Raw genomic sequence first — 23546 nt, 5'->3', positions numbered from 1 at the left:
CAAATGTGGACCGCTAGGGACTAACGTCCGGTCGGCCTATCGCGGAACCCGCCTCACGCGCCTTCCAACACAGCAAAGCGCGCCTTGCCGCCGGCGTCGGTAATCCGCCCCGCGGTCGGCCCGGCGAAGTGGGCGGCGAGGACGACGGCGCCGCCGCCGGCGTGTTTCTCGATAAACGCCCGGCGCGTTGCGGTCGATTGCGCAGGGTCGAGGCAGAACTTCGTCACCCACTGCGGCTCGGCGATCAGCACCGGATGGTGCAGCATATCGCCGGTAAAAAGGGCCTCCTGCCCGCCCGATTGCAAATGGACGCAATAGTGACCGGGCGTATGGCCGGGTGAAGGCACCAATGAGAGCCCGTCGCCGATGGCAAAATCCATTGTGACGATCTCGGCCAGCCCCGCATCGACGATCGGAAACACCGAATCGGCCAAGCTGGTATAGCCGAACTCGCCAGGCTTCACGCCGTTGTAGTGGTCGTAGTCGTCCTTTGAAAAAATGTAGCGCGCATTGGGAAAGGTCGGCACCCAGCGGCCGTCCTCCAAGCGCGTGTTCCAGCCGACGTGGTCGGCGTGCAGGTGGGTGCACATGACATAGTCGACCTGCTCGGGCGCAATCCCCATGGCGCGCAGGTTGTCGAGGTAGGGGCGGTTCTGTTGGTGCCAAAACGGCAACGCCGCGCGGTCCTTATGGTTGCCGATACAGGTGTCGATCAGGATCGTCTTGCCATGCGCCTGCACGACATAGGTATGGAAGCTAAAGGTTAACGTCGGCGCTGCTGCGCTCCCGGCCACGAAATGCGGTGCCAGCCAGTCTAAGTGGCCGCGCAGCACCGCGGGGTCCCAATCGTGAAACGTAAAGTCGGGCGTGAACGGCTCCACCACCTCGACCAGTTTGCGCACCGTATAGTCGCCGAATTGTTGCGGTTTCATCGGGGTTCTCCCTCGTTGCTGTTTTCTGTGTCGGTGCCACGCCGCTTGGGCAAGCGCGCGGGGGCAAAAATCGCTTCACCCGCCATCCAGCGCGCCGCCGCACCGGGCGTGCCCAGCGCGATAGCCAGCGCAGCGGTGAGTTCCAGTTGGCCCTCTTCGGGCTGGATCGCGTGGTTGAGCCCGCGCGCCGCCGCCTTCATCACGTTGGCCTGGTGTACGTAGAGCGACAGTTGTACGTCGGCCCCGTCCAAGGCCGATGCGCATTGCGCGGCGTCGGTCGCGTTCGCGCCGCGGCAGGCCAGCGGGCGCACATCGTAGATAGTGCAGCGCTCGTCATGCAAAAACACACACGATCGCTTTAGTCGCACACGGCCACCCGCATCCAAACCACGCTCGGCCGCCGCCAGCGCCGCGCAGCGCGTGGCCAGCGCGTCGGCCGCCGCCGCGCCGCGCCCGCGCACGACGTGGGCAATCGCCAACGCCTCGGGCGGCGTCACCGCGACCTGAAACCGGCAGCAGTGGGCGCAGCCCTCGCGGCAGGCCGCCGGCGTCTCGGGCGGATTAAGGGTACGTAGCGACGTCAGCAACCCCTCGGCCAGGCTCAGCGCCTCGCCGACCAGCGCGTCAAGCCGTGCCGGCGCACCGCTCGCAACCGCCGCCTGGGTCAAGCCGCGAATGCCGCTCTCCAGGATCGATTCGTAGGGCAAGGGGTCGTTGTCTGACATAGGAAATCCTATGCCGTTTCCCCGGCGGGCCCAACCGGGCATGCTGTCGCCGATTGGGGAGCCTTCGCCATGCCGTCGCCCACCGACCCAGGCGGGTCCGCCCGCGCCGCCGTCCGTCTTACCGGCCTGTTTCTCGGGCCTGCGGCCTGCGCCGTCCTATTGCTCCTGCCGGTGCCCGACGGTTTGTCGCCGTTGGGGTGGCGCACAGCGGCGGTTGCCGTGTGGATGGCGGTCTGGTGGGCGAGCGAGGCGGTCCCGCTCGCGGTCACGGCGTTGTTACCGCTCGCCTTGCTTCCGTTGTTTGGGATCGCCGATATCGGCGCCGCCGCCGCGCCCTTTGCCAACCCGCTGATCTTTTTGTTCCTGGGCGGCTTTCTGATTGCGCTCGCCATGCAGCGCTGGAACCTGCATCGCCGGATTGCGCTCATGGTCCTGGCGCGCGCGGGTGCGCGGCCGCGCCGCCTCGTCGGCGCCGCCATGCTGGCGACCGCGTTCCTCAGCATGTGGATCAGCAATACCGCGACGGCGATGATGATGTTGCCGATTGCCGCTTCGCTCGTCGCCCTCGTCGAGGTCGATCGCGACGATCCACGCCGGCGCGGCCATTTCGCCGTCGCCCTGATGCTGGGGATCGCCTATGCCGCGTCGATCGGCGGCCTCGGCACGCTGATCGGCTCGCCGCCCAACGCCCTGTTGGCCAGCTTCATGGGGCAAACCTACGGTGTCAGGATCACCTTCACCGATTGGATGATGCTCGGCGTGCCGGTCGCCGCCGTGATGTTGCCGCTCGCGTGGCTTGTGTTGACGCGGCTTGCCTACCCCTTTGACGACACCGCCCACGGCGACGGCGCGGCCGCGGTCGCCGATGCCGTGCAGGCCCTGGGTCGGATGTCGCCCGCCGAGCGCCGCGTCGCGGGCGTCGCCCTCCTGGTCGCGCTCGGTTGGGTGGCGGGGCCGTGGCTCGGCCGCTGGCTGCCGGGCGGTGCGCCGTCCGATACGGTGATCGCGATTGCTGGCGCGGTGGCGTTGTTCGTCGTCCCCGCCGACTGGAAGCGGCGTGTCTTCCTGCTCGACTGGGCGTGGGCGTCCCGCGCGCCGTGGCACGTTCTGCTGCTGTTCGGCGGCGGCCTCAGTCTCGCCGGCGCAATCGACCGGAGCGGCCTTGCCGCATGGATCGGCGGCGGCCTCGACCCGGTGGCGGCGTGGCCGTTGTTCGCGCTGATCGTTGCGGTGGCGGCGTTGGTTATTTTCCTGACCGAACTTACCAGCAACACCGCGACGACGGCGGCGTTCTTGCCGGTTGTTGGCGCCGTCGCCGTCGGCGCCGGGCTCGATCCACTGTTGTTGGCAGCCCCTGCCGCGCTGGCCGCGTCGTGCGCGTTCATGCTGCCGGTCGCGACGCCGCCGAATGCCATCGTCTACAGCACCGGCCATGTCAACGTGGCGCAGATGATTCGCGCCGGAATCGTTCTCAATGCGATCGGAATCGCGGTGATCGCCGGCCTTGCTGCGATCCTGGTGCCGTTGATCGCGGGCTAGCTCCGAAAATCCAAACCCACGTCCAACGCCGGCGCGCTATGGGTCAGCCAGCCCAGGGAGATGACATCGACGCCGGTGGCGGCGACCTCGGTCAGCGTTTCGGGGCGGATCCCGCCCGACGCTTCGGTTGTCAACCGGCCCGCCGCCAATGCCACGGCGTCACGCAACTGCGCGGGCGTCATATTGTCGAGTAGCACCGCATCGGCCTGGGTCGTTAGCAGTTCTTCGAGTTGATCCAACGTGTCGACTTCGACCTGAATTTTTACCAAGTGGCCGATATGAGCGCGCACCCGTTCGACTGTCGCGGTGATGCCGCCGCCCGCGACCAAATGGTTGTCCTTGATCAGCACGGCGTCGTAGAGGCCGAAGCGATGGTTAAACCCACCACCCATCCGCACCGCATATTTTTCCAAATGCCGCAGGCCGGGTGTGGTCTTGCGGGTACAGGCGATGTGCGCGCCGGTGCCGCGAACGGCGTCCACGGCGGTGCGGGTTGCCGTGGCAATGCCGCACATCCGGCCCAGCAGATTCAACGCGGTACGTTCGGCGCCCAGGATTGCCCGGGCCTTGCCCTCGATTCGCGCCAGCACGGTACCGGCCTCGGCATCGGCGCCGTCCTCAACGCGCCGCGCGATCGCCGCTGGCGGGTCCATCGTCGCAAAGGCACAGAGCGCGACATCGATGCCGGCAACACGGCCGGGTTTGCGCACGACGATCTCGGCCACCGCCGTTGCCTCCGCAGGAATCGCGGCATCGCTGGTCAGGTCGCCCGCACTACCCAAGTCTTCGGCGAGCGCGGCGCGGACCGTCGCGTCGTACAGGACAGCCGGAAGGGCGGTCATCGCGTGGCTTAGCCGACCTCTATCATCCGCGCGACCGCGCGGCGTGCGCGGTCCGCAATCGCGGGGTCGACCGTCACTTCGGGCTGCATCGTTTCCAGTGCACCGAGGATGTTCTCCAGGGTGATGCGTTTCATATGCGGGCACAGATTGCACGGCCGGATGAATTCGATGTCGGGCAGTTCGGCGGCGACGTTGTCGCTCATCGAACACTCGGTCACCATCAACACGCGGCCTGGTCGCTCGTTACGGGCATAGCCGATCATCTGTGCGGTCGACCCGACAAAGTCCGATGCCTCAAGGACATCGGGCGGGCATTCGGGGTGGGCGATCACGACAAGGCCCTCGTGGTCGCGGCGAAACGCGGCGATCTCCTCGGCGGTAAAGCGTTCGTGCACTTCGCAATGACCCTGCCACAGGATGATTTCGACATCGGTTTGCGACGCGACGTAGCGGCCCAGGTATTCGTCGGGTAAGAAGATCACACGATCGACGCCGAGCGATTCGACCACTTTCACCGCATTCCCTGAGGTGCAGCAAATATCGGATTCGGCTTTCACCTCGGCTGAGGTATTGACGTAGGTCACCACCGGTACGCCGGGATACTTCTCGCGCAGCAACCGAATATCGGCGCCGGTGATCGAGTCCGCCAGCGAACAGCCCGCCCGCAGATCAGGGATCAAAACGGTTTTGTCCGGGGACAGAATTTTGGCGGTCTCGGCCATGAAGTGGACGCCCGCCAGGACGATCGTGTCGGCGTCGGTCTTGGCCGCCTCGCGCGCCAGCGCCAGCGAATCGCCGACGATGTCGGCAACGCAATGATAGATCTCGGGCGTCATGTAGTTATGCGCCAAGATCACGGCGTTGCGCTTCGCCTTAAGCGCATTAATCGCCGCCACGTAGGGCGCATGGGCACCCCACTCGATTTCGGGGATGACGTGTTCGACCCGTGCGTAGAGGGGCGCGGTTGCACGTCGGACGTCGTCGGTCAGGGTCAATGCCGCCGTCATGGGGTACTGCTTTGCTTTGTTGCAAATATCTGCGCAGCGCCGGTCGCCGCGCGCGGCTTCTTGAGCCTTTTTCTGTCTATCCCGTTGATATAGCGCGCCGACGGTGGAATCCAACCGAAAAGCGGACCAAGGGACCATTCTGCGAACGAAGGCTGGCCCGAAGGCGCGGATTGCTTTGACACGGGGTTAGCGCCTGGGCGAACGTGATTGGCCGCACGGGGCGGCCATACGAAGGGGGCCCGATGACTCATTTTCTCGTCTCCGAGGACAAACCCGAGGGGTACCGGCTTGAGGACATCCTCGGCGTGGTGCGCGGCGATATTCTTAAGCGCGCGGCCAAGATCGCCGACGATCACAGGCCTGCCGCAGCCCACGTGCTGAAGAACAATTTGAAGATCCTCGCCTTGCTCTCCGAAGCGATCAGCTTGGCCGAAGACTCGACGCGCGTCCTCGAACGGGCTTTCGGACCGGGGGTCAAGGGCGGCCCGCCGCGTATCGGCAAGGCCTAGGGCGCTAGACGGGCGCGGTGCCGCCGTCCGCAGCGGCCCGTTCGGGCGGCGCGGTCTTGGCCGTGCGCGGCAGTTCGAAGAAGAACCGCGCCCCCCGGGTTGCCGGTTCGGTGCCGATCCGTCCGTTCATCGCGACGATCAAATCGCGGGCGATCGACAGGCCCAAGCCGCTGCCACCGATCTTGCGGTCGGCAGGTCGTGGTAGTTGCACGAATCGTTCGAAGATTTTCTCCTCGGCGCCTGCGGGGATGCCCGGTCCGTCGTCCGCGACCGTAATCCGCACCGCGGCGCCGGCATCGGCGATAGCGATACGCACGGTGCCCTTGATCGGACTGAATTTAATCGCGTTCGACAGTAGGTTTTGTAAGACCTGAAAGGCTTTTTCGCGGTCACCCGACATCTGATCGCCGTCGCTGTGGTTGTCGATCAATAAAGCGACGCCGAAACTGTCGGACATCGGGCGCACGTCCTCAACCGCGCCACGTACCAACGCTTCGGGATCGATCGGGCCGATCTCGAAGGCTTCTTTGGCGCCTGGGATACGCTCGAGATCGAGGATGTCGTTGGTCAAGGCGACCAGCCGCTCGGTATTGCGTTCGGCAATTCCCAGCATCCGTTCGCCTTGCCCCGGAATTGGTCCGCCGATTCCCGCAGACAGAATCTGCAACGCCGCCTGCAAGGCCGTCAGCGGCGTGCGCAGCTCGTGGCTGACGGTGGCGATCAACTGCTCCTTGACCATGCGGGCATCTTCGCGGTCTGTGATGTCGGTTGCCGTGGCGATGATCGTGCCGTCCTGGGGGCTGCGCACCGTGTTCCATTGCAGCCACCGGTAGGATCCGTCCGCAGCGCGAAATCGATTGACGTGGTTGACGATGGGTTGCCCATCGAATGTGCCCAGCGCGGCCGCTTCGGTGCTCGCGCGGTCGTTCGGATGGACGAAGTCGATGGTCTTTTTGCCGAGCATGTCCGTCAGGTCGTAGCCGAAGACCTTTTCCCACATCGGGTTAAGCCGTTGCAGCGTGCCGCGGGAATCGGCCACCGCGGTCAGCGCATTGGTGCGCTCGAAGAAATGCTCAAGTTCCGTTTCGATTTTGTTCTTCTGGGTCGCCAGGTCGAAGGCGGTGCGCTGCAAACGGATCAGTTGAAGGAACGAGCGAAACGCATTGCTGCCGAAAAAAAACAGTGCTGCGACGAAAAGCAGCAAGCCGGCGCAGGTGATCAAATCAATCCGCTGGGCATGCACGCATTGTCTGATCGCGGGCGGGAGCACGGTCAGTAAAATCATCGGTGCCCACAAACTCGGGATCGGACCGAACCCGGCGACTAGGCCTGCCGCCGACCCCGCCGCTAGAAATATCAGCAAGAACTGAAGGCCAACCTCGTCCATCGGCATGGTGAACCACAGCGCCGCGCCCCACAGCGCGGAAACCGCGACGAACCGCACCAACAGCCGCCGCGCCGACCGGTGCGGATCGCTGGGCGCGGCCTTCTTACGACGCAACCGCAGGGCCGAGCGCGTCACCACAAGGCCCAGTACCGCCAGCGAAACCCACACGGCCAATATGTGACCTGGCGCTGTTGCCGCGAAGGTCACGGCGATCAGCAGGGCGACGCTGCTGGAGATCAAGCCCACCGCCAACATCTGTTGGCGCGCAAGGATGACCTGTTGGGTCAACAAAAACCGGTCGTTCTCAGTCTCGGGCGCGCGCAACCCATAGGCAAAGGCGTTCATCGCTGCCACCGTATAGGAGGGGCCGAAACCTGTTAAGCGTCCGACCTTGTCCTTGATCGGTGTCATGGTACGGGCCCGTTTGTGCCACTAAGGGTTGTTCGATGGCCATCGTGTTGGTTTTTCCAAATTTTTCCGCAGGGCGCGTATCGGTAGGGCGCCGCCACTGGCGTGTAGTCCGGTGAACCTCACCTTCCTCGGCGCGGTCGGCACGGTGACGGGGTCGCGTTTCCTGCTCGAAGATAGCGGCCTCAAGGTTCTCGTCGATTGCGGGTTGTTCCAGGGTTACAAGCAACTACGCCTGCGCAACTGGGCGCCGTTCCCAGTCGATCCCAAGACCATCGATGCAGTTGTGCTCACCCACGCCCACCTCGACCACTCGGGGTACCTGCCGCTGCTCATCAAGAAGGGGTTTGCGGGCAAGGTCTGGTGCACGCCGGCAACGCGGGACCTGTGTGCGATCCTGCTGCCGGATTCAGGGTTTCTTCTAGAACGCGATGCCGACTTTGCGGCGCGCCACAAGTATTCGAAACACAACCCGCCCTTGCCGCTCTACACACGCCACGACGGCGTCGTCGCGCTCGATGCCTTCGCGCCGGTAGCGCCTGGCGCTTGGCACAGTCTCTCCAAGGATCTCCGCTTCAAACTGCACCCCGCCGGACACATCCTCGGTGCCGCGATCGTCGAACTGGATGTCCGTGGCCGCAGCGTTGTCTTTTCCGGCGACCTCGGGCGCTCGGACAGTGCGACCATGCTCGATCCAACGCCGGTCTCCCATGCCGACTACCTCGTCGTCGAATCGACCTACGGCGACCGCGCCCACGACCCCAGCGATCCCGAGAACGTGTTGGCCGAGATCGTTACCCGTACGGCGGCGCGCGGTGGGTCGGTGATCGTGCCGTCCTTTGCCGTCGGGCGCGCCCAAACGCTGCTCTTCCATTTCGAACGCCTCAAGACGCAAGGGCGGATTCCCGATCTACCGATCTTCCTCGACAGCCCGATGGCGATCGACGCCAGCGATGTTTTTTGCACCCACGCGGACGCGCACCGTCTGACGGCGACCCAAGCGCGCAAGGCCTGTCACGTCGCCCACTACGTCAACAGTCCCGAAGAATCCAAGTCGCTCGACCAATCGCCGCTGCCCAAGGTGATCATCTCGGCCAGCGGCATGGCGACCGGGGGGCGCGTTTTGCATCACCTCAATCACTATGCACCCGATCCGCGCAACACGATCGTCTTCGCCGGTTTTCAGGCCGGCGGTACGCGCGGCGCATCGTTGGTCGGCGGCGCGGAGAGCGTCAAGATCCACGGCGCCTATGTGCCGATCCGCGCCGAGGTCGTGCAATTGCAAATGCTGTCGGCCCACGCCGACGCCGACGAGATCATGGCCTGGCTCGGGCATTTCAAAGGGCCGCCGCGCGAAACATTCGTGGTCCACGGGGAGCCGGCGGCCTCGGACGCGCTACGCCACCGCATCGAAGAGGATCTCGGCTGGTCGGCCCGCGTCCCGGAATTTCGCGAAACCGTCGCCCTCGACTGAACGCGCGGGCGCTGCGCCGTTACCCGCGCGCCTCAGTACCCGCGGGCGCGGTCGACCGCCCGGAGTGGCGGCGCGCCGTTCTTGAGCCGGTGCACCTGTGCGGCGACCTGGGGCGCGAAGTCCTCGGGATACAGCGCGCGCGACACGTGCGGGGTCACCGTCACCTGGGGATGCCGCCAGAACGGATGGTCGGGCGGCAACGGTTCGGTGCGGAACACATCCAGCGTCGCCGCCGCCAGGTGCCCGGAGTCCAGCGCCGCCAGGAGGTCCCCGTCGACCACATGCTGGCCGCGACCCAGGTTGATGACCGCCGCGCCCGCCGGCATCGCGGCAAACGCTGCCGCATCTAGAATGTCTTCGGTCGCCGGTGTCAGTGCCAGTAGGTTGGCGACAATCGACGATGCCCCCAGCACGGCGGCAAATCCGTCCGCGCCGTGCCGGCAGTCGACGCCGGGAATGGATTTTGGCGTGCGCGACCAACCCATGACCTGGAACCCATGGCGCGCCAGGGTGGCGGCGGCGTCCGCCCCAATGGCGCCCAGGCCCAGCACGCCGACGCAGCGATCGGACGCGCGCAACGGCCGCCGGTTGTCCCATACCGCGCTCCGTTGGGCCTCGGCCAGGCGCGGCATTTCGCGGTGATGGCGTAGCGTGTGGAGCAGCGCCATTTCGCTCATCATGGCATCGCCCGCCGGGTTGCCCGCGCGCACGATTGGGACGTCGGGCAGTTCCGACGCAAGCAGTTGGTCCACCCCGGCCAGCAGACTGACGATCAACCGCAGGTTGGGAAAGGCGTGCAGGCTTTCGGACGGCAGGCGGCCGCCCACGGCGACCGCCACTTCCGCCGGATCGAACCCGGCATCGCTCCCGACGATAGTGTCGCCCGGCAACGCCGTGCGCAGCGCTGCTAGCCACGCGTCGATGGGTCCCGGCGGCGCGAACAACACGATCAACATGGGGGCTCCAGTACTAGGGGAAGGGGAGTTCGGCTATTCAGGTTGGCCGGTGGACGGTCGTCAAGGGCTCGACGGAATTGGCTCGGCCGATACAACCGGGGCGACCCATGGCAGGCGTCGTGGATTTGAGACAAAATCGAACGATGACCGTCAAGACCGCACCGCCGCGCGCGCCCGCGATCGACGATGTCGATCGCGATTCCCTCAAGACATTGCCGCTGGCGATGATCCCGCTCGCCACGACCGGTCTGCGCCGCGCACGGATGATCAAGAACGCCCGCTACGAAAGCGTTGTCGAGCTGTTCAAGGACAAGAAAGCGGGCAGCGGCCAGATGCCGGTCAACCAGTTGCCCACTGCCTTCCCCCAAATCGCCGAGAGCGACATGGAAGCTCTGGGGAAACTGGAACAATTGGCCAGCTACGATATCTACAGCCTCCGAATCGTGCTGCGCCAAATCGATGTGCCGGTGAACGATGCGCGCGATCTATGCCTGTCGCCCGGCAAGCAGCGCGAACTCGATGCCTATATGACGGCGTTCACCCGCCCGCTCATCTTGCAGGTCTACGGCGAGGGCGACGAGATCGGCGGGCTGAACGACGTCGTGGCGTTGTTCCGCGCCCACGACACCGCTCGGGCCCGGCAAAAGCTTGGCCTCCTCGCCAAGAAACTCGGGGTCTCGCTCGGCGAGATTCCGGTGTTTCTCCAGGACTACGGCGAGACCTATTTGTCGGTGTCGTATTTTCGCCAATGCGCCGATCAGCTCCGACCGGTATCGACCGGATTGAAGGCCAGTCTGGGCGAACTTGCCCGCCACCGCCAACTGGGACAGGACCGCGAGTTCGTCGCCGCCTGCAACCGATTGGTGCGAGTCGTGGCCCAAGTCGAAAACGTCGTCGAACAGCGCTTCCGGCTGTTCGACGAGGGTACTCGCAGCATGTGGAGCGCGGTCAGCGCCGAGAATTTCTACGCCGTGAAGCAAATGATTTTGTCCAACCACGCCCAGCTCGGCGGATTGTTGTGCGGTCTCTCGGCGTGTCTCGACGGCTGGTCGGAACGCTTTCCGAATGCCGATGCCGGCGGCCCGCACCGGCGCGCCGAATACATCCGCAACGAGCTACGGTTCGCTGTCGAAAACCTCCGCGCGATCCGTCAGCCGGCGGCGGTCGAGCCGGGGCTCTAGGCGGAGGGCTACCAGACAATGAAAAACCGCCGGTGCGAAACGCGACCGGCGGTTTTAGTGTCCTTGTACGCTGCGGTGCTTAGTTCGCGGCGATCGTAAAGGTCAGGGTCTCGGTATAGTCGGTCGCCTGATCGAGGTTGGCGGCGGTGCCGTCATACGTGATCTTGGCGTCGTAGTTGTCGCCGCCAACGACCGAGCGGGCGGTCGTCGAGACGAAGCTGCCCGAGGCGCCGGAGAAGCTGACGGCAACGGCGTTGCGCAGAAGGCTGAACGACAGGTCGTCGTTGGTCGTGGCGGTCGCGCTGTGGAAGCACGGGCCATTGGCCGAGCCGCAGTCGCCGCCGGTCTGATTCAGCGACGATACGCTGATCGCGTATCCCGAAGGATCGTTTGCTTCGGCGATCACGGTGGCGACCTTCAGGGCGGTTACCGTTCCGGTAAGGTCAAGGCCCGAAGCCGACGCGGTCGGATTAACGGTGATCGCCAGGATCTGCTGCACGGTGCCGGTCAGCGTGAGCTGCGCCGAAGTGGCGGCGAACGCGGCGGGAGCGGCCAAAAGACCGATACCGGCCAAACCAAAAGCGACTTTGCGAGAAATACGGGTGGTGGTCATCTGGGGCCTCCAAACAAAAATACCTAAAAACTGAAGTCCTGCCCCCACAGGCCATCATCGATGAACAGGAATATAGATCGAATTTTATGGAATTTAAAGGAGGGTTTTTCAGCAAATGCCGTCTGTGTGATGGTCATCACAGCAGCCGCGCCGAGGAAACTGCCTGGTTTTCCGGGAAAAACCGATGAACGCAAGGAATCTCGACCGCTCCTGGCCGGGAACACGTTAGGATGGCCGGTATTCGCAATTCTCCGGAAACCCTATGGAAACGACCGTTTCTGGCCTAATCGCCCGGCGGCCATGCCGTTAACATTGCCGTCCTTGTCCTTTGCCTTTGCCGGTGCGGCCCCGCGAGCAGTCTCCGTGCGCGACTGTGTCGTCGCCGGCTGGACCGGGCGCGATGCCGCGGCGATGGAACACCACATCGCCGAACTGGCCGTTCTTGGCGTCCCGCGTCCCACCGCGACACCGTGTTTCTACCGGGTCGCCGCGGCGCTCCTGACCCAGGCACCGGCGATTCAGGTGGTTGGCCCCGATACGTCGGGCGAGGCCGAGTTCTTTATTTACCAGGACGATACCGCGCGTTGGCTCGGAGTCGGTTCCGACCACACCGACCGCGCGCTCGAAACCCACAACGTGAGCCTCGCCAAGCAGGTCTGCGCCAAGCCGGTCGGCACCGAACTGTGGCGGCTCGACGAGGTTGCGCCCCATTGGGACCGCTTGGAGCTGCGCTCCCACGCCACCATCGACGGGGTGCGCACCCTCTACCAAGAGGGCCCTGTCACCACCATGCGCGATCCCGGCGACTTGATCGATCGCTACACCGCGCAGGGCGGTGCCTTCGGTGCCGGCACTTTGATGTTCTGCGGCACCTTGGCAGTACGCGGCGGCGTCCGCCCGGCCACCCGGTTCGAGATAGCGTTGCACGACCCGGTCCTCGGACGCACCCTCACCCATGCTTATGTGGTCGAGGTCCTGCCCAACGCCGGGTGATCCGGCCCCCTCATCTTGACAATCCCACCCGACCGGGCGCACCGTTCGCGCATGGGGACTCGCGATCTCCCCGTGAGGCGACAGCCCAAGAATCGCATCCTGTCACCGTTTTTGCGGAAGGATGCCCGATGTCGTCGTTCACCACGATTACCCCTCAACAACTCACTCGCCTGATCGGTACGCCGCGCTGCCCCGCACTGATCGACGTTCGGATCGACGAGGACTTCGACCTCGATCCCCGATTGATCCCAGGATCGCACCGCCGTCCCTACAGCAAAGTTACCGATTGGGCGGCGCAATATAACGGTCACACCGCCGTCGTAATCTGTCGGCGCGGCAAGAAGCTCAGCGAAGGCGTCGCCGCGTGGTTGCGCGGCGCGGGGATTGCCGCGGAAGTTCTGGAGGGAGGGTTTGACGCGTGGGCGCAAGCCAACCTGCCGGCGGTGCCGGCCGCGGTACTGCCGCAAGGCAACGGCCAGGGCCGCACCGTTTGGGTCACCCGCGCTCGGCCCAAGATCGACCGACTCGCCTGTCCATGGTTGATCCGCCGCTTCGTCGACCCCGGCGCGGTCTTTCTTTTTGTTGCCCCAACCGAGGTCACGGCGGTCGCAGAAAAATTCCATGCCACATCGTTCGATGTGAAAGATACCTTCTGGTCCCATCGCGGCCCGCTATGCACGTTTGACGTGATGGTCGAGGAACTCAGGCTGGAAACCCCGCCCCTGGTGCGGTTGGCCGCGATCGTGCGCGGCGCCGATACCGCCCGCCTCGACCTCGCGCCTGAAGCGGCCGGATTGCTGGCGGTCTCGCTGGGTCTGTCGCGGATGTACGCCAACGACCTCGACCAACTCGAGGCCGCGCTCAGCATTTACGACGCGTTCTATCGCTGGAGTCGCGACGCCACTGAGGAATCCCACGACTGGCCGCCGCACCGCGCCGGGTCCGCCCAATGAACGCCATGACATCCGCCACCCGCGCCGGTACCGCGCCCGGCCACGGCATTCCGTTCCGCGCGGCGCTGATGGTTTGGTTACGGGTGGCGGCGCTGAGCTTCGGCGGCCCGGCCGGACAGATCGCCGTCATCCACCGCATCATCGTCGAGGAAAAACGCTGGATCGGCGAAGGCCGTTTCCTCAACGCGCTCAACTACTGCATGTTGCTGCCGGGGCCCGAGGCCCAGCAACTCACGGTCTATCTCGGTTGGCTGTTGCACGGCACCCGCGGCGGGCTCGTCGCGGGGAGCCTCTTCGTCTTGCCGGGCTTCCTGTCGATCCTGGCGCTCAGCTACGTCTATGTGCTGTTGGGCAACGTCGATGCGGTCGCCGGGCTGTTCTTCGGCCTCAAGGCGGCGGTGCTCGCCATCGTCCTCAACGCCGTTTTGCGGATCGGTAAGCGGGCACTGGGCAACCCCACTCTTATTGCGATGGCGGTGATTGCCTTCGTCGCGATCTTCGGCTTCGCCGCACCGTTCCCGGCGATCGTCGTCGGCGCGGGTCTGATCGGACTGATCGGCGGTCGCTTGGGTATGGCGGCGTTCCAGGGCGGCGGCGGCCACGGCGACGCGTCCAAGGGCCTCGCCGATGCCGACTCCGCGCTCGGCGTCCACATCCCGGCCCACGCCAAACCGGGGCTTGCCTGGTCGCTCAAGGTCTCCACGGTGTTGGCGGTGCTGTGGCTTGGCCCGACCGCCGCGTTGCTGCTCGCGTTCGGCGCCGACAACGTCTTTGCCCAAATCGCGACGTTTTTCAGCAAGATGGCGGTCGTTACCTTCGGCGGTGCCTACGCCGTCCTCGCCTACGTCGCGCAGGAGGCTGTGCAGAACTACGCCTGGCTCCAGCCCGGCGAAATGCTCGACGGTCTCGGCATGGCCGAAACCACGCCCGGCCCGCTGATCCAGGTGGTGCAGTTCGTCGGCTTCATGGGCGCCTGGCGCGACGCGGGCACGGTGAACCCGATCGCCGCGGCGACGCTCGCCTCGGTCTTGACGACCTGGGTCACGTTCGTGCCGTGCTTCCTGTGGATTTTCCTGGGTGCACCCTTCATCGAATCGCTCCGCGACAACCGTGCGCTCGCGGGCGCGATGTCAGCGATCACCGCCGCCGTCGTCGGCGTCATCGTTAACCTCGCGCTGTGGTTCGCGCTCCACACCCTGTTCCGCGACCTCGCACCGCTGCGCGGTTTCGGCCTCCATCTCGACATCCCGGTCTGGTCAACGATCGAATGGCCCGCGGCATTGCTCACCGCCGCCGCCATCGTCGCGATCTTCCGGTTCCGTGTGCCGATGCTCGCGACCCTCGCCGGCTGCGCGGTCGCGGGGTTGATCTGGTTCGCGGTGACGTGAAGGGGACGGCGCTCTAAAACCGCACCGAAACGCTGAACGCGCCGAAGTCGTCGCGTTCGCTTTGGCCTGTGAATTCGCGGGTGCGAAGGACGTGGGTATAGCTTGCGCGCCAGTCGTGCCACGCGGCGACGACGCCGAATTGCGCGTCGCCGACCAGCGGCTCCGAATTGACACTTCGACTGTGGCCGAATGTATTGCCGTCGAGGAAGATGTTGCGCGCTACCGCGCGCGCTTCGACACCGGCGAACAGGTACCAAGTGAAACGTTCGCTCGAAAAGAAAAAGCCTGACCCCGGCGCGCTCGGTTGAATCCGCGGCGGTCCGAAATCCAAAGGTCGCTCGCCGTTTCCGGTACCCAGCGGCACGATGTTGCCAAGCCGCACCGTCGCGCCCGCGCTGGCATGGGTGAACACGTTGCCCAGCGCTGCGCCCAGCGTCGGGGTCACATCCACCGTCAGCGCCTTGACGGGCCGGCTGATGACTTCGCGCCAGCTCCGCTGATAGGACAACAACAGCGCGGGTTCGTTGCCGAGCTGCGCATGCCACCCCTTGGGATTGTTCGAATCGATGACTCGGTGCACGAACTTCTGAACATCTTCGGCAAAGGCCGACGGTCCGACGATGCCAAGCGACAGGTTCAACTGGTCGAGCTGTTTGTCGGTCTCCTTCACAAGCCCGACCGCGCCGTACAGCCACCCGGCATAGGGCCGGTCGTTCAGGGGTGGCGACTCCAGCGTGATATCGCTGGGTGTGTACATGTTTTGGCCCAACGTATAGAGCGTGTGAACGTCGCCGGACTTGGGAAAGAACGGGACCCAACCCGCGATCGTCCGGGCCAGCGCCGGCGCACCGTTGACGCTCCCCGCCCAACTCGCCCGCACCCCGTTCGTGTAATGCCGGTCGGTGTTGTAGAAAACGTCGTTCTCCAGCACCACCGTCACGGTGCGCTTGTCCTTCTCGCCGGCCTCGGCCGCATGCGCCGGTAGGGCCCAGCCCTGCGCCAAGACCGGCCCGGCCCCGGCAACCAGGGCGGCAACAAAACGCAATAGGGCGGGCGCGGCGATCATCGTGACGGTTCCTTGAACGGGGGAGCGCACCATACACCGAACGCGGATCGCTGCACGCCGATTGACCTGGGGCATTGGCAGAGCATCGCCCAGGGCAGACAATCCACCGCGTATCCTCACGGCGATTCCCAAGCGCCGCGCCGCCGTCTTGCAGCACCGGAGCCCGCGCCATGACCCTGGCAGAATCACCCCAAGCGTCCGCTGACTCGGCCGCCGCGCACATGACGACCGACATTCCGGTCGCCCACCGCGCATCGACCGTGGCCGAGGTCTTCGCCGATTTGCGCGGGCGGCATTTCGCCTGCGCCGACACCGTCTTCGTGACCGATTCCGACAACCGCCTCGAAGGCATCGTGCGGATCAACGACTTGCTATCGGCCGGGGCGCGCGTCATTGGCGACATCATGGAGCCTGAGCACGATTCGGTGCGCGCCGACGCCGACCAGGAGGCCGTCGCGGCGTTGGCGATGGATTACGGCATGATCGTGGTGCCGGTGGTCGATGCGAACGACCGCTTGATCGGCGCAGTCCCGCCCGAGGCGCTGTTCAGAATTCTGCGCGACGAGCATACGGAAGATCTGCAGCGCCTCGCCGGTATCGTGCCGCACGAAGACGGCACGGCCTACGCGCTCGACGAACCGCTCCGCGGTCGCTTCCGCCGCCGCATGCCCTGGCTTTTGTTCGGGCTCGCCGCGTCGTCGCTGGTCACGGTGGTGATGGCGCGGTTCGAAGAAGCAATGATGGTGAACCTGTCGGTGGCCTTTTTCGTGCCGGCGTTGGTCTATATCGCCGGCGCGATCGGCAGCCAGGCGGTCTCGGTCGCGGTGCGGGGTCTTTCGTTGGGCGCGGTCCCGATCGCGGTGCTGGTGCGCGATGAAACGATCATCGGCGGCGCCATCGGTGCGGCACTTGGGGTGGTTTCAGCGCTGGCCGCCTTCGCCCTGCTGGGCGACGGCGCATTGGCTGTCGCGGTGGGTATCGCCGTCCTCGCCGCCGGCACCGTTTCGGCGGTGGTCGGGTTCAGCTTGCCCTGGACGTTCCAACGCCTCGGCTTCGATCCAGCACTGGGGGCCGGCCCCGTCTGCACGGTGATCCAGGACGTCGCCAGCCTGCTCATCTATTTCGTGCTGGTGACCCAAATCGTACTCTAGGCGGCCTAGGCTCCCTCAACGACCAATGTTGCATTGCAGCACGGTGGCCCCCTATGGTGGCCGCCGCGACCGCCGACGGCCTGCCGACGGCAGTCATCCCCGATCCCTCTACGTCTTACAGAACGCCGCGCCGCGGACGGTGTGTGCCCGCCGCGCGACCACGGGAGTTTCCATACGTGACGTTCCTCGCCGCCTACCGCGATCAATGGATCGGCAATATCCGGGGCGACCTGCTCGCCGGACTGGTTGTTGCCCTGGCATTGATCCCCGAAGCCATCGCCTTTTCGGTGATCGCCGGGGTCGACCCCAAGGTCGGCCTCTATGCGTCCTTCTCCATCGCCGTGTTGGTTGCCATCACCGGCGGCAGACCTGGGATGATTTCGGCGGCGACCGCCGCCACCGCCGTGCTGATGGTGACCCTGGTCAAGGACTACGGCCTGCAGTACCTGCTCGCCGCCACGGTCTTGGCGGGGTTGTTGCAAATTGCCGCCGGGATCCTGCGGCTCGGCATGGTGATGCGCTTTGTTTCACGTTCGGTGATGACGGGTTTCGTCAACGCCTTGGCGATCCTTATTTTCCTCGCCCAAGTTCCTGAACTGATCGGCGTGCCGTGGTTGACCTATCTCATGGTCGCGGCGGGGCTAGCGGTCATCTACCTGTTTCCACTACTGACCAAATCGATCCCGTCGCCGCTCGTCTGCATCCTGTTGCTGACCGCCGCGGCGATGCTGTTCGGATTCGATGTCCGCACCGTCAGCGACCTGGGCGAACTACCCTCGACGCTGCCGATCTTCCTCATCCCGCAAATTCCATTCAACCTTGAGACGTTGATGATCATCCTGCCCTATTCGGCAGCGGTCGCGGCAGTGGGGTTGCTCGAATCGTTGATGACCGCGTCAATCGTCGACGAACTCACCGACACCCCCAGCGACAAGAACCGCGAATGCATCGGTCAGGGCATTGCAAACACCGCCACTGGGTTCATCGGCGGCATGGCCGGGTGCGCGATGATCGGTCAGTCGATGATCAACGTGAAGTCGGGCGGGCGGGGCCGTCTATCGACCTTCTGCGCCGGCGCGTTCCTATTGTTCATGATTGTCGTGCTAGGCGATTGGGTCGGGCGTATTCCGATGGCGGCGCTGGTCGCGATCATGATCATGGTATCGATCGGCACGTTCAGTTGGTCGTCGATCAAGAACCTGCGCCATCATCCGCGCTCGTCGTCGATCGTTATGGTGGCGACAGTCGTCGGCGTTGTCCTGACCCACAACCTCGCCATCGGCGTTCTCGTCGGCGTGCTGCTGTCGGGGATTTTCTTCTCCTGGAAGATCGCGCAGATTTTTCGCGTTACCTCGACCCTGTCGCCCGACGGGCGGGCGCGCACCTATGTCGTCGAGGGCCAAATATTCTTCGCCTCGGCCGAAGCCTTCACCGCCGCGTTCGATTTCCGCGAAGCGCCCGACAGAGTCACGATCGACGTCACCCACGCCCATATCTGGGACATTTCCAGCGTTGCCGCGCTCGACATGGTGGTGCTCAAGTTCCGCCGCGAAGGCGCCGATGTCGACATCGTCGGCATCAACCAGGCCAGCGAGACGATCGTCGACAAACTCGCGATCCATGACAAACCCGGCGCACTTGAGCGCCTCATGGGGCATTAGGCTAAGATCGACCGATGACCAAGATCCTCGCCCTCGTCGACGGCTCGCTCTACGCCGCAAGCGTGTGCGGCCATGCCGCCTGGATTGCCGGGCGGACCGGTGGCGCGGTCGATGTGCTGCACGTCCTCGGGCGCCGCCAAACCGCGGGCGCCTCGCCCAATCTGTCGGGCAGCATCGCGTTGGGCGCGCGTACCGCGCTCCTCGAAGAACTCAGCGCCCACGACGAACAGAGCGCCAAACTCGCCCACAAACGCGGCCGCGCTATTTTGGACGACGCGCAAGCCGCTATTACGGCCGCTGGGATCGCGGCGGTAACGACGCGGCTACGGCTCGGCGACATCGTCGACGAGGTGACCGACGGCGGGGCCGATACCGAAATGGTGGTGATCGGCAAGCGCGGCGAGGCCGCGGACTTCGCCAAACTCCATCTCGGGTCCAACCTCGAACGCGTCGTGCGCGCCTGCGCCGCGCCTGTGTTTGTCGCGTCGCGAGCCTTCAAACCGATCGACCGCTTTCTCATCGCCTATGACGGCGGTCCCAGCAGTATGCGGGCGGTCGGGCACGTCGCTCGCAGTGCGTTGTTCAAGGATTTGGCGTGTCGTTTGCTGATGGTCGGTTCGGACACCGTGAAGAACCGGCTCAGCCTCGACAACGCGGCGGCGACCCTCAAGGCCAGCGGCTACACGGTCGATGCCGCGATCGTTCAGGGCCACACCGAATCGGTGATCGCGCAAGCCGTTGAGGCCGACGGGATCGGCCTCCTCGTCATGGGCGCCTACGGTCATTCCCGCATCCGCAGTTTGATCATCGGTTCGACCACAACGGCGATGGTGCGCGAATGCAAAATACCGGTCGTGCTGCTGCGATAGCTTTCCATCGCGCGCAACGAATTCCTGTCAGTTATCCTGACCCTTAATGTGAATTGATTTTCGTCGCACGCGGCGCGATCATAACGACATCCACGGTGCATGGTGACCGTGGAAGGGACAGGAGGTGCGCACGCATGACTCCACCGCACAACGTGGGGGGCCCGAGTCACCGGTGAACGGGACCCTCGACGAACGACCACCGCATATAGCCCGGCCTTAGGTCGGGCGCGAGGCACACAAACCCTCGCAGACTTTGAGAAACCCCGTGCAATCTCTTTGGATGTTGGCGGGGTTTCTAATGACCCAATCGCTTTAGATCGACAGGCTGCCAAGCTCTTAGCGGACCAGCAACCCCCTGACGCCGCCGGAAATTAGCCGCGTGATGTCGAGCAATATTTGCGGGAGCGCGAGCCCTGGGGGCGCGGCGATGTACTTCGGTCGCCATACCGGGTCGAACTTCTCTTTGTAGTGCCGCAGTCCTTCGAAGTTGTAGAAATATTCGCCGTGCCGATAGACGGCGGCGCCAAGCCTCTGCCATGTCGGCGCCAAGGGATGAACTGCGAGGCCGGAGAGCGGCGCGACGCCCAAGCTGAAGGAAGCATAGCCCTGCTCCTTTCCCCACAACATGAGCGACACGAACAGAAAATCCATGATGCCGTCGGGCGCATCTTGGGTATGGCGCATCAGGTCGATGCTGAACTCACCGCCGGCCCGACCGGTCCAAATGTTGGTGAAGGCAACCGTCTGCGCACCGACCTTGACCGTCGCCAGCGGCTGGTCCGCCAAATAGCGGTCGCTAAATCGCCCGACCGAAAAACCCTTCTCGGCGGTGTTCTTATCGGCAAGCCAGCGGTCGGAGACGGCTCTCACCTCCGCCATGAACGCCGGCGAATGTGGCGGCATCGCCACCGCGAACGTTGCGCCGGCGCGCCCGGCACGTTTCATGGTCTGGCGAAGCTTTGCCCGCGCGCCACCCTGCAACGAAAAGTCCGCTAACGGAACGTCGGCTTCTTCGCCGATCTTCAGCAGGGTCAGGCCGATATCCGCGTAGAGCCCGAGGTCCTCCTCGTCGATTTGATAGAAGACGATGCGGCCGTCGTGGCGGTCGCTCAACTCGCGAAAGCGCCACAACAGAGCTTCCCACTCGTCCCTGGGGCCGATGGGATCGCCCATCGATATCCAACTGCGCCCGGCCACACCGAACATGATCATGCTGCGGCCGGTGTCGCTGAACAAAAATCGCTTGTCGCCGGTCAGGGCCAGCTTGGCGTTCGGGTCGGGCGACGCCGCAACGATCGCCGCGGCTGCCGCTTCGCTCGCGGCATCGACGGCGGCGAGACGCGGCGCGCCGCCGCTCAACAGGCGCCAGAACGCAAAACATCCCGCCACCGCGGCGACGACCAGCGACGCCCGCAGGAACCGCGCGGCATCGCCCGCGAACGCGAAATCGATCAGCAATCCGTCGCTAAACGGAATCTGCCGAAAGGACGCTGCGCCGACCCAGAACGACGCAAGGACCGCTGTGGCGATCGCCGTCAACCATCCCGGCGTCAACGTTGGCGACATCAGCGAAGCATGCCGGTAAAACGCGCGCCGCGCCGGTAACAGCAGCACCAAGATGACGCCGAGAATGCTCGCCTCCTCGTAATCGAACCCCTTCGCCAACGACAGCGCTACCCCCGCCGAAAGGCCAGCGATCGACAGCCACCACGCGGCATTGAGACGGCGGTATAGACCGCGGCCCAAGATCAGCAACGTGAACCCGACCGCGCTTGCCAGCAGGTGCGAGATTTCGAGTAACGACAGCGGTAGCACGTCGCGCAGGAACGCGACCCGCGTCGCCACCGCCGGTGTCGCGCCCGACAGCAGTAAGAGCGCGCCAGCGAGGAACGTCAACGTGCCGAGGACCTGGGGGGCGACGAAGCGCGCAGCTAAGAGCGTCCCCGCCACGCGAACCGGTAAGACAACTTTGGCCGTACGTAGTTCGAGAACGCTGAGGAGGCCGCCCGCGAGGAGGAGCGGTAAGAAGTAGTAAATCGCGCGGTAGGTCAGCATTGCGCTCAAGAGCACATCCGTTGGCGCTGCGGGCAACAGCAACACAATGACGGCCTCGAATACCCCGACCCCGCCCGGAACGTTGCTCAGGGTGCCGGCCGTGGCGGCAACGACGAAGAGGCCGAGGAAGGCGACAAAGGAAAGGTTCGCCTCCGGCGGCAACACGACGAAAAGAACGGCGGCGGCGAAACCGATATCGGCGACCGATACCGTCAGTTGTGCGAGCGAAATTCCAAAACCGGGGACGCGGACTTCATAGCCGAATATGCGGATCGGACGGCGGCGGAGGAGCGCCAGGACAAAATAACCTGCGACCGCACCGAGGAAGACGGCGCCGAGTGTCCGCGCCGACCACAGCGGGATGCCCGCTGCCGCGAAAACCGCCGGTGTTTCGATCAACAGGGTGGCGCCGGCGAGGGTTCCAAGGCCGAGCCCGGTGGCGAGCAACAGAAAGGCGATGACGGCACCGACCTCGATCGCGCTGAGCCCCGCGGCGGCATACATCCGCAACCGGAGCGACCCGCCGGTTAGGGCGGCGGCGCCCAGGTTGAGGCCGACAGCGAAACTGACAAACGATGTTGCGGCGACCCGGCCGAGCGGCAGCGATTTACCGAGGTGGTGCAGCGCAAGCCAGTCGTATCCCATCAGCAACGTGTAGCTCGCGCCCGTGAAACACACCGCCAGGACAATTTGCCCCGGCGGATGGCGCAGGATGCCGCTGACGATCTCACCAATATCGTGACCCGCCAAGGCACTGTGCAACACCCAAATGCCGGCGGCGAAGACGGCCAGGCTGACCAGCGGGAGAAACCGTGCCAGGCGCGGTTTTCCGCCGTCGCGCGCGGTGTCGACGCCGGTCTCGGGCGTCGGCATTAGCATTCTCCTATAGTGTGCCGACACGGATAACGGTAGGAGGCACACATGAACCTGATCATTTGGCAGTCGGTCATTTCGGTTATTGCCGGCATCCTGATCTTTCTAAGGCCAGCGCTGCTCAGCTATATCGTCGCCACCTACCTTATCATCGCGGGCGCCGCCGGTCTGTTCATCGCCCTCGGGTAAGGGCGTCGCCGCGGAGTCGAGCGGCACGTCGGATGCTACGCGGGAAGACTTAGCCCTAATCCCCAAAAGAAAACCCCGGCGCCAGGGCCGGGGTTTTGCCGCGAGACGAACGCAGGCGGTGTTAGGACGAAAAGCCCTCTTCGCCGTCGGCCATGAAGCCCATGTGTTCGGCGGCTTGGTCGAGGCCGCCTTCGCCCTTTTCCCAGGTGATCTTGCCGTCGCCGTTGGCGTCGGTGCCGGTCATCATGGTGTCCAGCGTGGCTTGCAGACGCATTGCCTTGGCCTTGGCGTCGGCGGCATCGCCCGAGGCCTGGATTTCCTTGGCGAGCGCGATCGCCGCCGCCGCCCAGGTCACGACGTTCTCGGCGCTGGCCGACACATGCACCGCATGGGCCTTGACCCCGTCCGAGGCGTCGGGTGCCGCGGCGGCAAAGCCGATGTGCTTGGCCGCGCCGCTTGCGGCCTTGACCACGCCATAGCCGCGCCCCGGCCCCTTTGCTTCGACCGACGGGTCGAGCGCATGAATCACGTGGCCGGTATGCATTTTGATCGAGGCCAGATCGTCGGGCTTCGCCAACGCCAGCGCCGCATGCTGTTGCGCGATCTCCAGTTCCTCAAGCGCGGTCGGCAGCAAGCCGGCCTGGTCGGGGGTATCGTTCCACGAGGTGATCACATGCTTCATGTGTGCGTGGGATTGTTTCATTTGGGCCTGCGCCGGTGCGGCGAGAACCGCCACCGTCGCAACAGCGGCGAGAATATGAAAAGCGGACTTCAT

Annotated in this window: 21 protein-coding genes; 11 read left to right on the top strand and 10 right to left on the bottom strand. The window is 64.9% G+C overall.

Annotation, left to right across the window (positions count from 1 at the left end; translation table 11 throughout):
• Positions 1-53: 53 nt before the first annotated feature.
• Both RID42_03375 and RID42_03370 read right to left on the bottom strand, forming a co-directional pair.
• Positions 54-932 (bottom strand): MBL fold metallo-hydrolase, encoded by an 879-nt coding sequence (locus tag RID42_03375; GenBank protein MEQ8246697.1) that lies wholly within the window; start codon positions 930-932, stop codon positions 54-56.
• Positions 929-1657, bottom strand: coding sequence for a YkgJ family cysteine cluster protein (locus RID42_03370; GenBank protein MEQ8246696.1), 729 nt, complete (start codon positions 1655-1657; stop codon positions 929-931). Before RID42_03370 ends, RID42_03375 begins: the two co-directional genes overlap by 4 nt.
• Before the next feature lie 69 nt (positions 1658-1726).
• Here RID42_03370 and RID42_03365 point away from each other — a divergent pair, with 69 nt between their 5' ends.
• Positions 1727-3196: a DASS family sodium-coupled anion symporter gene (locus RID42_03365; GenBank protein MEQ8246695.1), complete on the top strand. Its 1470-nt coding sequence runs from the start codon at positions 1727-1729 to the stop codon at positions 3194-3196.
• On the opposite strand, the gene nadC is transcribed toward RID42_03365, so the two are convergent.
• Complete coding sequence (gene nadC, locus RID42_03360) at positions 3193-4038, bottom strand: carboxylating nicotinate-nucleotide diphosphorylase (GenBank protein MEQ8246694.1); 846 nt, start codon at positions 4036-4038, stop codon at positions 3193-3195. The two genes, RID42_03365 and nadC, sit on opposite strands and share 4 nt — an antisense overlap.
• Before the next feature lie 8 nt (positions 4039-4046).
• Positions 4047-5045, bottom strand: a complete 999-nt coding sequence (gene nadA / locus RID42_03355) for a quinolinate synthase NadA (GenBank protein MEQ8246693.1) — start codon at positions 5043-5045, stop codon at positions 4047-4049.
• A 242-nt stretch (positions 5046-5287) separates the two neighbouring features.
• On the opposite strand from nadA, the gene RID42_03350 reads away from it, so the two are divergent.
• Positions 5288-5554 (top strand): histidine kinase, encoded by a 267-nt coding sequence (locus RID42_03350; GenBank protein ID MEQ8246692.1) that lies wholly within the window; start codon positions 5288-5290, stop codon positions 5552-5554.
• A 4-nt stretch (positions 5555-5558) separates the two neighbouring features.
• Here the strand turns inward: RID42_03350 and RID42_03345 are convergent, their stop codons facing one another.
• The gene (locus RID42_03345) at positions 5559-7352 is read right to left on the bottom strand and encodes a PAS domain-containing sensor histidine kinase (GenBank protein MEQ8246691.1); all 1794 of its coding nucleotides are present in this window, start codon (positions 7350-7352) and stop codon (positions 5559-5561) included.
• 112 nt (positions 7353-7464) lie between these two features.
• On the opposite strand from RID42_03345, the gene RID42_03340 reads away from it, so the two are divergent.
• On the top strand, positions 7465-8823 hold the full coding sequence (locus tag RID42_03340) for an MBL fold metallo-hydrolase (protein ID MEQ8246690.1): 1359 nt from the start codon (positions 7465-7467) through the stop codon (positions 8821-8823).
• Between the two features lie 32 nt (positions 8824-8855).
• Here the strand turns inward: RID42_03340 and RID42_03335 are convergent, their stop codons facing one another.
• Positions 8856-9779, bottom strand: coding sequence for a glyoxylate/hydroxypyruvate reductase A (locus tag RID42_03335; protein MEQ8246689.1), 924 nt, complete (start codon positions 9777-9779; stop codon positions 8856-8858).
• Positions 9780-9922: 143 nt separating this feature from the next.
• Between RID42_03335 and RID42_03330 the strand changes: the two genes are divergently transcribed.
• Positions 9923-10960, top strand: a complete 1038-nt coding sequence (locus RID42_03330) for a hypothetical protein (protein ID MEQ8246688.1) — start codon at positions 9923-9925, stop codon at positions 10958-10960.
• A gap of 79 nt (positions 10961-11039) precedes the next feature.
• Here RID42_03330 and RID42_03325 read toward each other — a convergent pair whose 3' ends face one another.
• Entirely contained in the window at positions 11040-11573 is a 534-nt protein-coding gene (locus RID42_03325) for a hypothetical protein (GenBank protein MEQ8246687.1), read from the bottom strand.
• Positions 11574-11873: 300 nt separating this feature from the next.
• Here RID42_03325 and RID42_03320 point away from each other — a divergent pair, with 300 nt between their 5' ends.
• The 3 genes from RID42_03320 to chrA all read left to right on the top strand — a co-directional run bounded on the left by RID42_03320 (position 11874) and on the right by chrA (position 14907).
• Positions 11874-12566 carry a DUF2848 domain-containing protein gene (locus RID42_03320; protein ID MEQ8246686.1) on the top strand — a complete coding sequence of 231 codons (693 nt, stop codon included), beginning with the start codon at positions 11874-11876 and terminating at the stop codon, positions 12564-12566.
• Positions 12567-12694: 128 nt separating this feature from the next.
• A complete protein-coding gene (locus RID42_03315) occupies positions 12695-13519 on the top strand; it encodes a sulfurtransferase/chromate resistance protein (protein MEQ8246685.1) in 825 nt (274 codons plus the stop codon).
• Positions 13516-14907, top strand: coding sequence for a chromate efflux transporter (gene chrA / locus RID42_03310; protein MEQ8246684.1), 1392 nt, complete (start codon positions 13516-13518; stop codon positions 14905-14907). Before RID42_03315 ends, chrA begins: the two co-directional genes overlap by 4 nt.
• A gap of 13 nt (positions 14908-14920) precedes the next feature.
• On the opposite strand, the gene RID42_03305 is transcribed toward chrA, so the two are convergent.
• Positions 14921-15973, bottom strand: coding sequence for a lipid A deacylase LpxR family protein (locus RID42_03305; protein MEQ8246683.1), 1053 nt, complete (start codon positions 15971-15973; stop codon positions 14921-14923).
• Between the two features lie 170 nt (positions 15974-16143).
• Between RID42_03305 and RID42_03300 the strand changes: the two genes are divergently transcribed.
• The 3 genes from RID42_03300 to RID42_03290 all read left to right on the top strand — a co-directional run bounded on the left by RID42_03300 (position 16144) and on the right by RID42_03290 (position 19654).
• Positions 16144-17124, top strand: a complete 981-nt coding sequence (locus RID42_03300) for a magnesium transporter (protein MEQ8246682.1) — start codon at positions 16144-16146, stop codon at positions 17122-17124.
• A 176-nt stretch (positions 17125-17300) separates the two neighbouring features.
• On the top strand, positions 17301-18785 hold the full coding sequence (locus RID42_03295) for a SulP family inorganic anion transporter (GenBank protein MEQ8246681.1): 1485 nt from the start codon (positions 17301-17303) through the stop codon (positions 18783-18785).
• Positions 18786-18799: 14 nt separating this feature from the next.
• The gene (locus RID42_03290; GenBank protein MEQ8246680.1) at positions 18800-19654 is read left to right on the top strand and encodes a universal stress protein; all 855 of its coding nucleotides are present in this window, start codon (positions 18800-18802) and stop codon (positions 19652-19654) included.
• Between the two features lie 336 nt (positions 19655-19990).
• Here RID42_03290 and mprF read toward each other — a convergent pair whose 3' ends face one another.
• The gene (mprF, locus tag RID42_03285) at positions 19991-22582 is read right to left on the bottom strand and encodes a bifunctional lysylphosphatidylglycerol flippase/synthetase MprF (GenBank protein MEQ8246679.1); all 2592 of its coding nucleotides are present in this window, start codon (positions 22580-22582) and stop codon (positions 19991-19993) included.
• 48 nt (positions 22583-22630) lie between these two features.
• Here mprF and RID42_03280 point away from each other — a divergent pair, with 48 nt between their 5' ends.
• Positions 22631-22771, top strand: a complete 141-nt coding sequence (locus RID42_03280; protein ID MEQ8246678.1) for a DUF3096 domain-containing protein — start codon at positions 22631-22633, stop codon at positions 22769-22771.
• Between the two features lie 121 nt (positions 22772-22892).
• Here RID42_03280 and RID42_03275 read toward each other — a convergent pair whose 3' ends face one another.
• The gene (locus RID42_03275; protein ID MEQ8246677.1) at positions 22893-23546 is read right to left on the bottom strand and encodes a hypothetical protein; all 654 of its coding nucleotides are present in this window, start codon (positions 23544-23546) and stop codon (positions 22893-22895) included.

Source organism: Alphaproteobacteria bacterium (assembly GCA_040216735.1).
Classification (GTDB): domain Bacteria; phylum Pseudomonadota; class Alphaproteobacteria; order SHVP01; family SHVP01; genus CALJDF01.
The sequence above is the reverse complement of the archived record's forward strand: the minus strand, read 5'-3'. Positions and strand labels throughout refer to the sequence as shown.

Excerpts from the sequence above, each read along its gene's own strand:
- nadC (MEQ8246694.1), bottom strand. The coding sequence starts at position 4,038 with ATGACCGCCCTTCCGGCTGTCCTGTACGACGCGACGGTCCGCGCCGCG.
- RID42_03305 (MEQ8246683.1), bottom strand. The coding sequence starts at position 15,973 with ATGATCGCCGCGCCCGCCCTATTGCGTTTTGTTGCCGCCCTGGTTGCC.
- RID42_03320 (MEQ8246686.1), top strand. The coding sequence starts at position 11,874 with ATGCCGTTAACATTGCCGTCCTTGTCCTTTGCCTTTGCCGGTGCGGCC.
- nadA (MEQ8246693.1), bottom strand. The coding sequence starts at position 5,045 with ATGACGGCGGCATTGACCCTGACCGACGACGTCCGACGTGCAACCGCG.
- chrA (MEQ8246684.1), top strand. The coding sequence starts at position 13,516 with ATGAACGCCATGACATCCGCCACCCGCGCCGGTACCGCGCCCGGCCAC.
- RID42_03325 (MEQ8246687.1), bottom strand. The coding sequence starts at position 11,573 with ATGACCACCACCCGTATTTCTCGCAAAGTCGCTTTTGGTTTGGCCGGT.
- RID42_03375 (MEQ8246697.1), bottom strand. The coding sequence starts at position 932 with ATGAAACCGCAACAATTCGGCGACTATACGGTGCGCAAACTGGTCGAG.
- RID42_03370 (MEQ8246696.1), bottom strand. The coding sequence starts at position 1,657 with ATGTCAGACAACGACCCCTTGCCCTACGAATCGATCCTGGAGAGCGGC.
- RID42_03330 (MEQ8246688.1), top strand. The coding sequence starts at position 9,923 with ATGACCGTCAAGACCGCACCGCCGCGCGCGCCCGCGATCGACGATGTC.
- RID42_03300 (MEQ8246682.1), top strand. The coding sequence starts at position 16,144 with ATGACCCTGGCAGAATCACCCCAAGCGTCCGCTGACTCGGCCGCCGCG.
- RID42_03335 (MEQ8246689.1), bottom strand. The coding sequence starts at position 9,779 with ATGTTGATCGTGTTGTTCGCGCCGCCGGGACCCATCGACGCGTGGCTA.
- RID42_03350 (MEQ8246692.1), top strand. The coding sequence starts at position 5,288 with ATGACTCATTTTCTCGTCTCCGAGGACAAACCCGAGGGGTACCGGCTT.
- RID42_03315 (MEQ8246685.1), top strand. The coding sequence starts at position 12,695 with ATGTCGTCGTTCACCACGATTACCCCTCAACAACTCACTCGCCTGATC.
- RID42_03280 (MEQ8246678.1), top strand. The coding sequence starts at position 22,631 with ATGAACCTGATCATTTGGCAGTCGGTCATTTCGGTTATTGCCGGCATC.
- RID42_03275 (MEQ8246677.1), bottom strand. The coding sequence starts at position 23,546 with ATGAAGTCCGCTTTTCATATTCTCGCCGCTGTTGCGACGGTGGCGGTT.
- RID42_03365 (MEQ8246695.1), top strand. The coding sequence starts at position 1,727 with ATGCCGTCGCCCACCGACCCAGGCGGGTCCGCCCGCGCCGCCGTCCGT.
- mprF (MEQ8246679.1), bottom strand. The coding sequence starts at position 22,582 with ATGCCGACGCCCGAGACCGGCGTCGACACCGCGCGCGACGGCGGAAAA.
- RID42_03290 (MEQ8246680.1), top strand. The coding sequence starts at position 18,800 with ATGACCAAGATCCTCGCCCTCGTCGACGGCTCGCTCTACGCCGCAAGC.
- RID42_03345 (MEQ8246691.1), bottom strand. The coding sequence starts at position 7,352 with ATGACACCGATCAAGGACAAGGTCGGACGCTTAACAGGTTTCGGCCCC.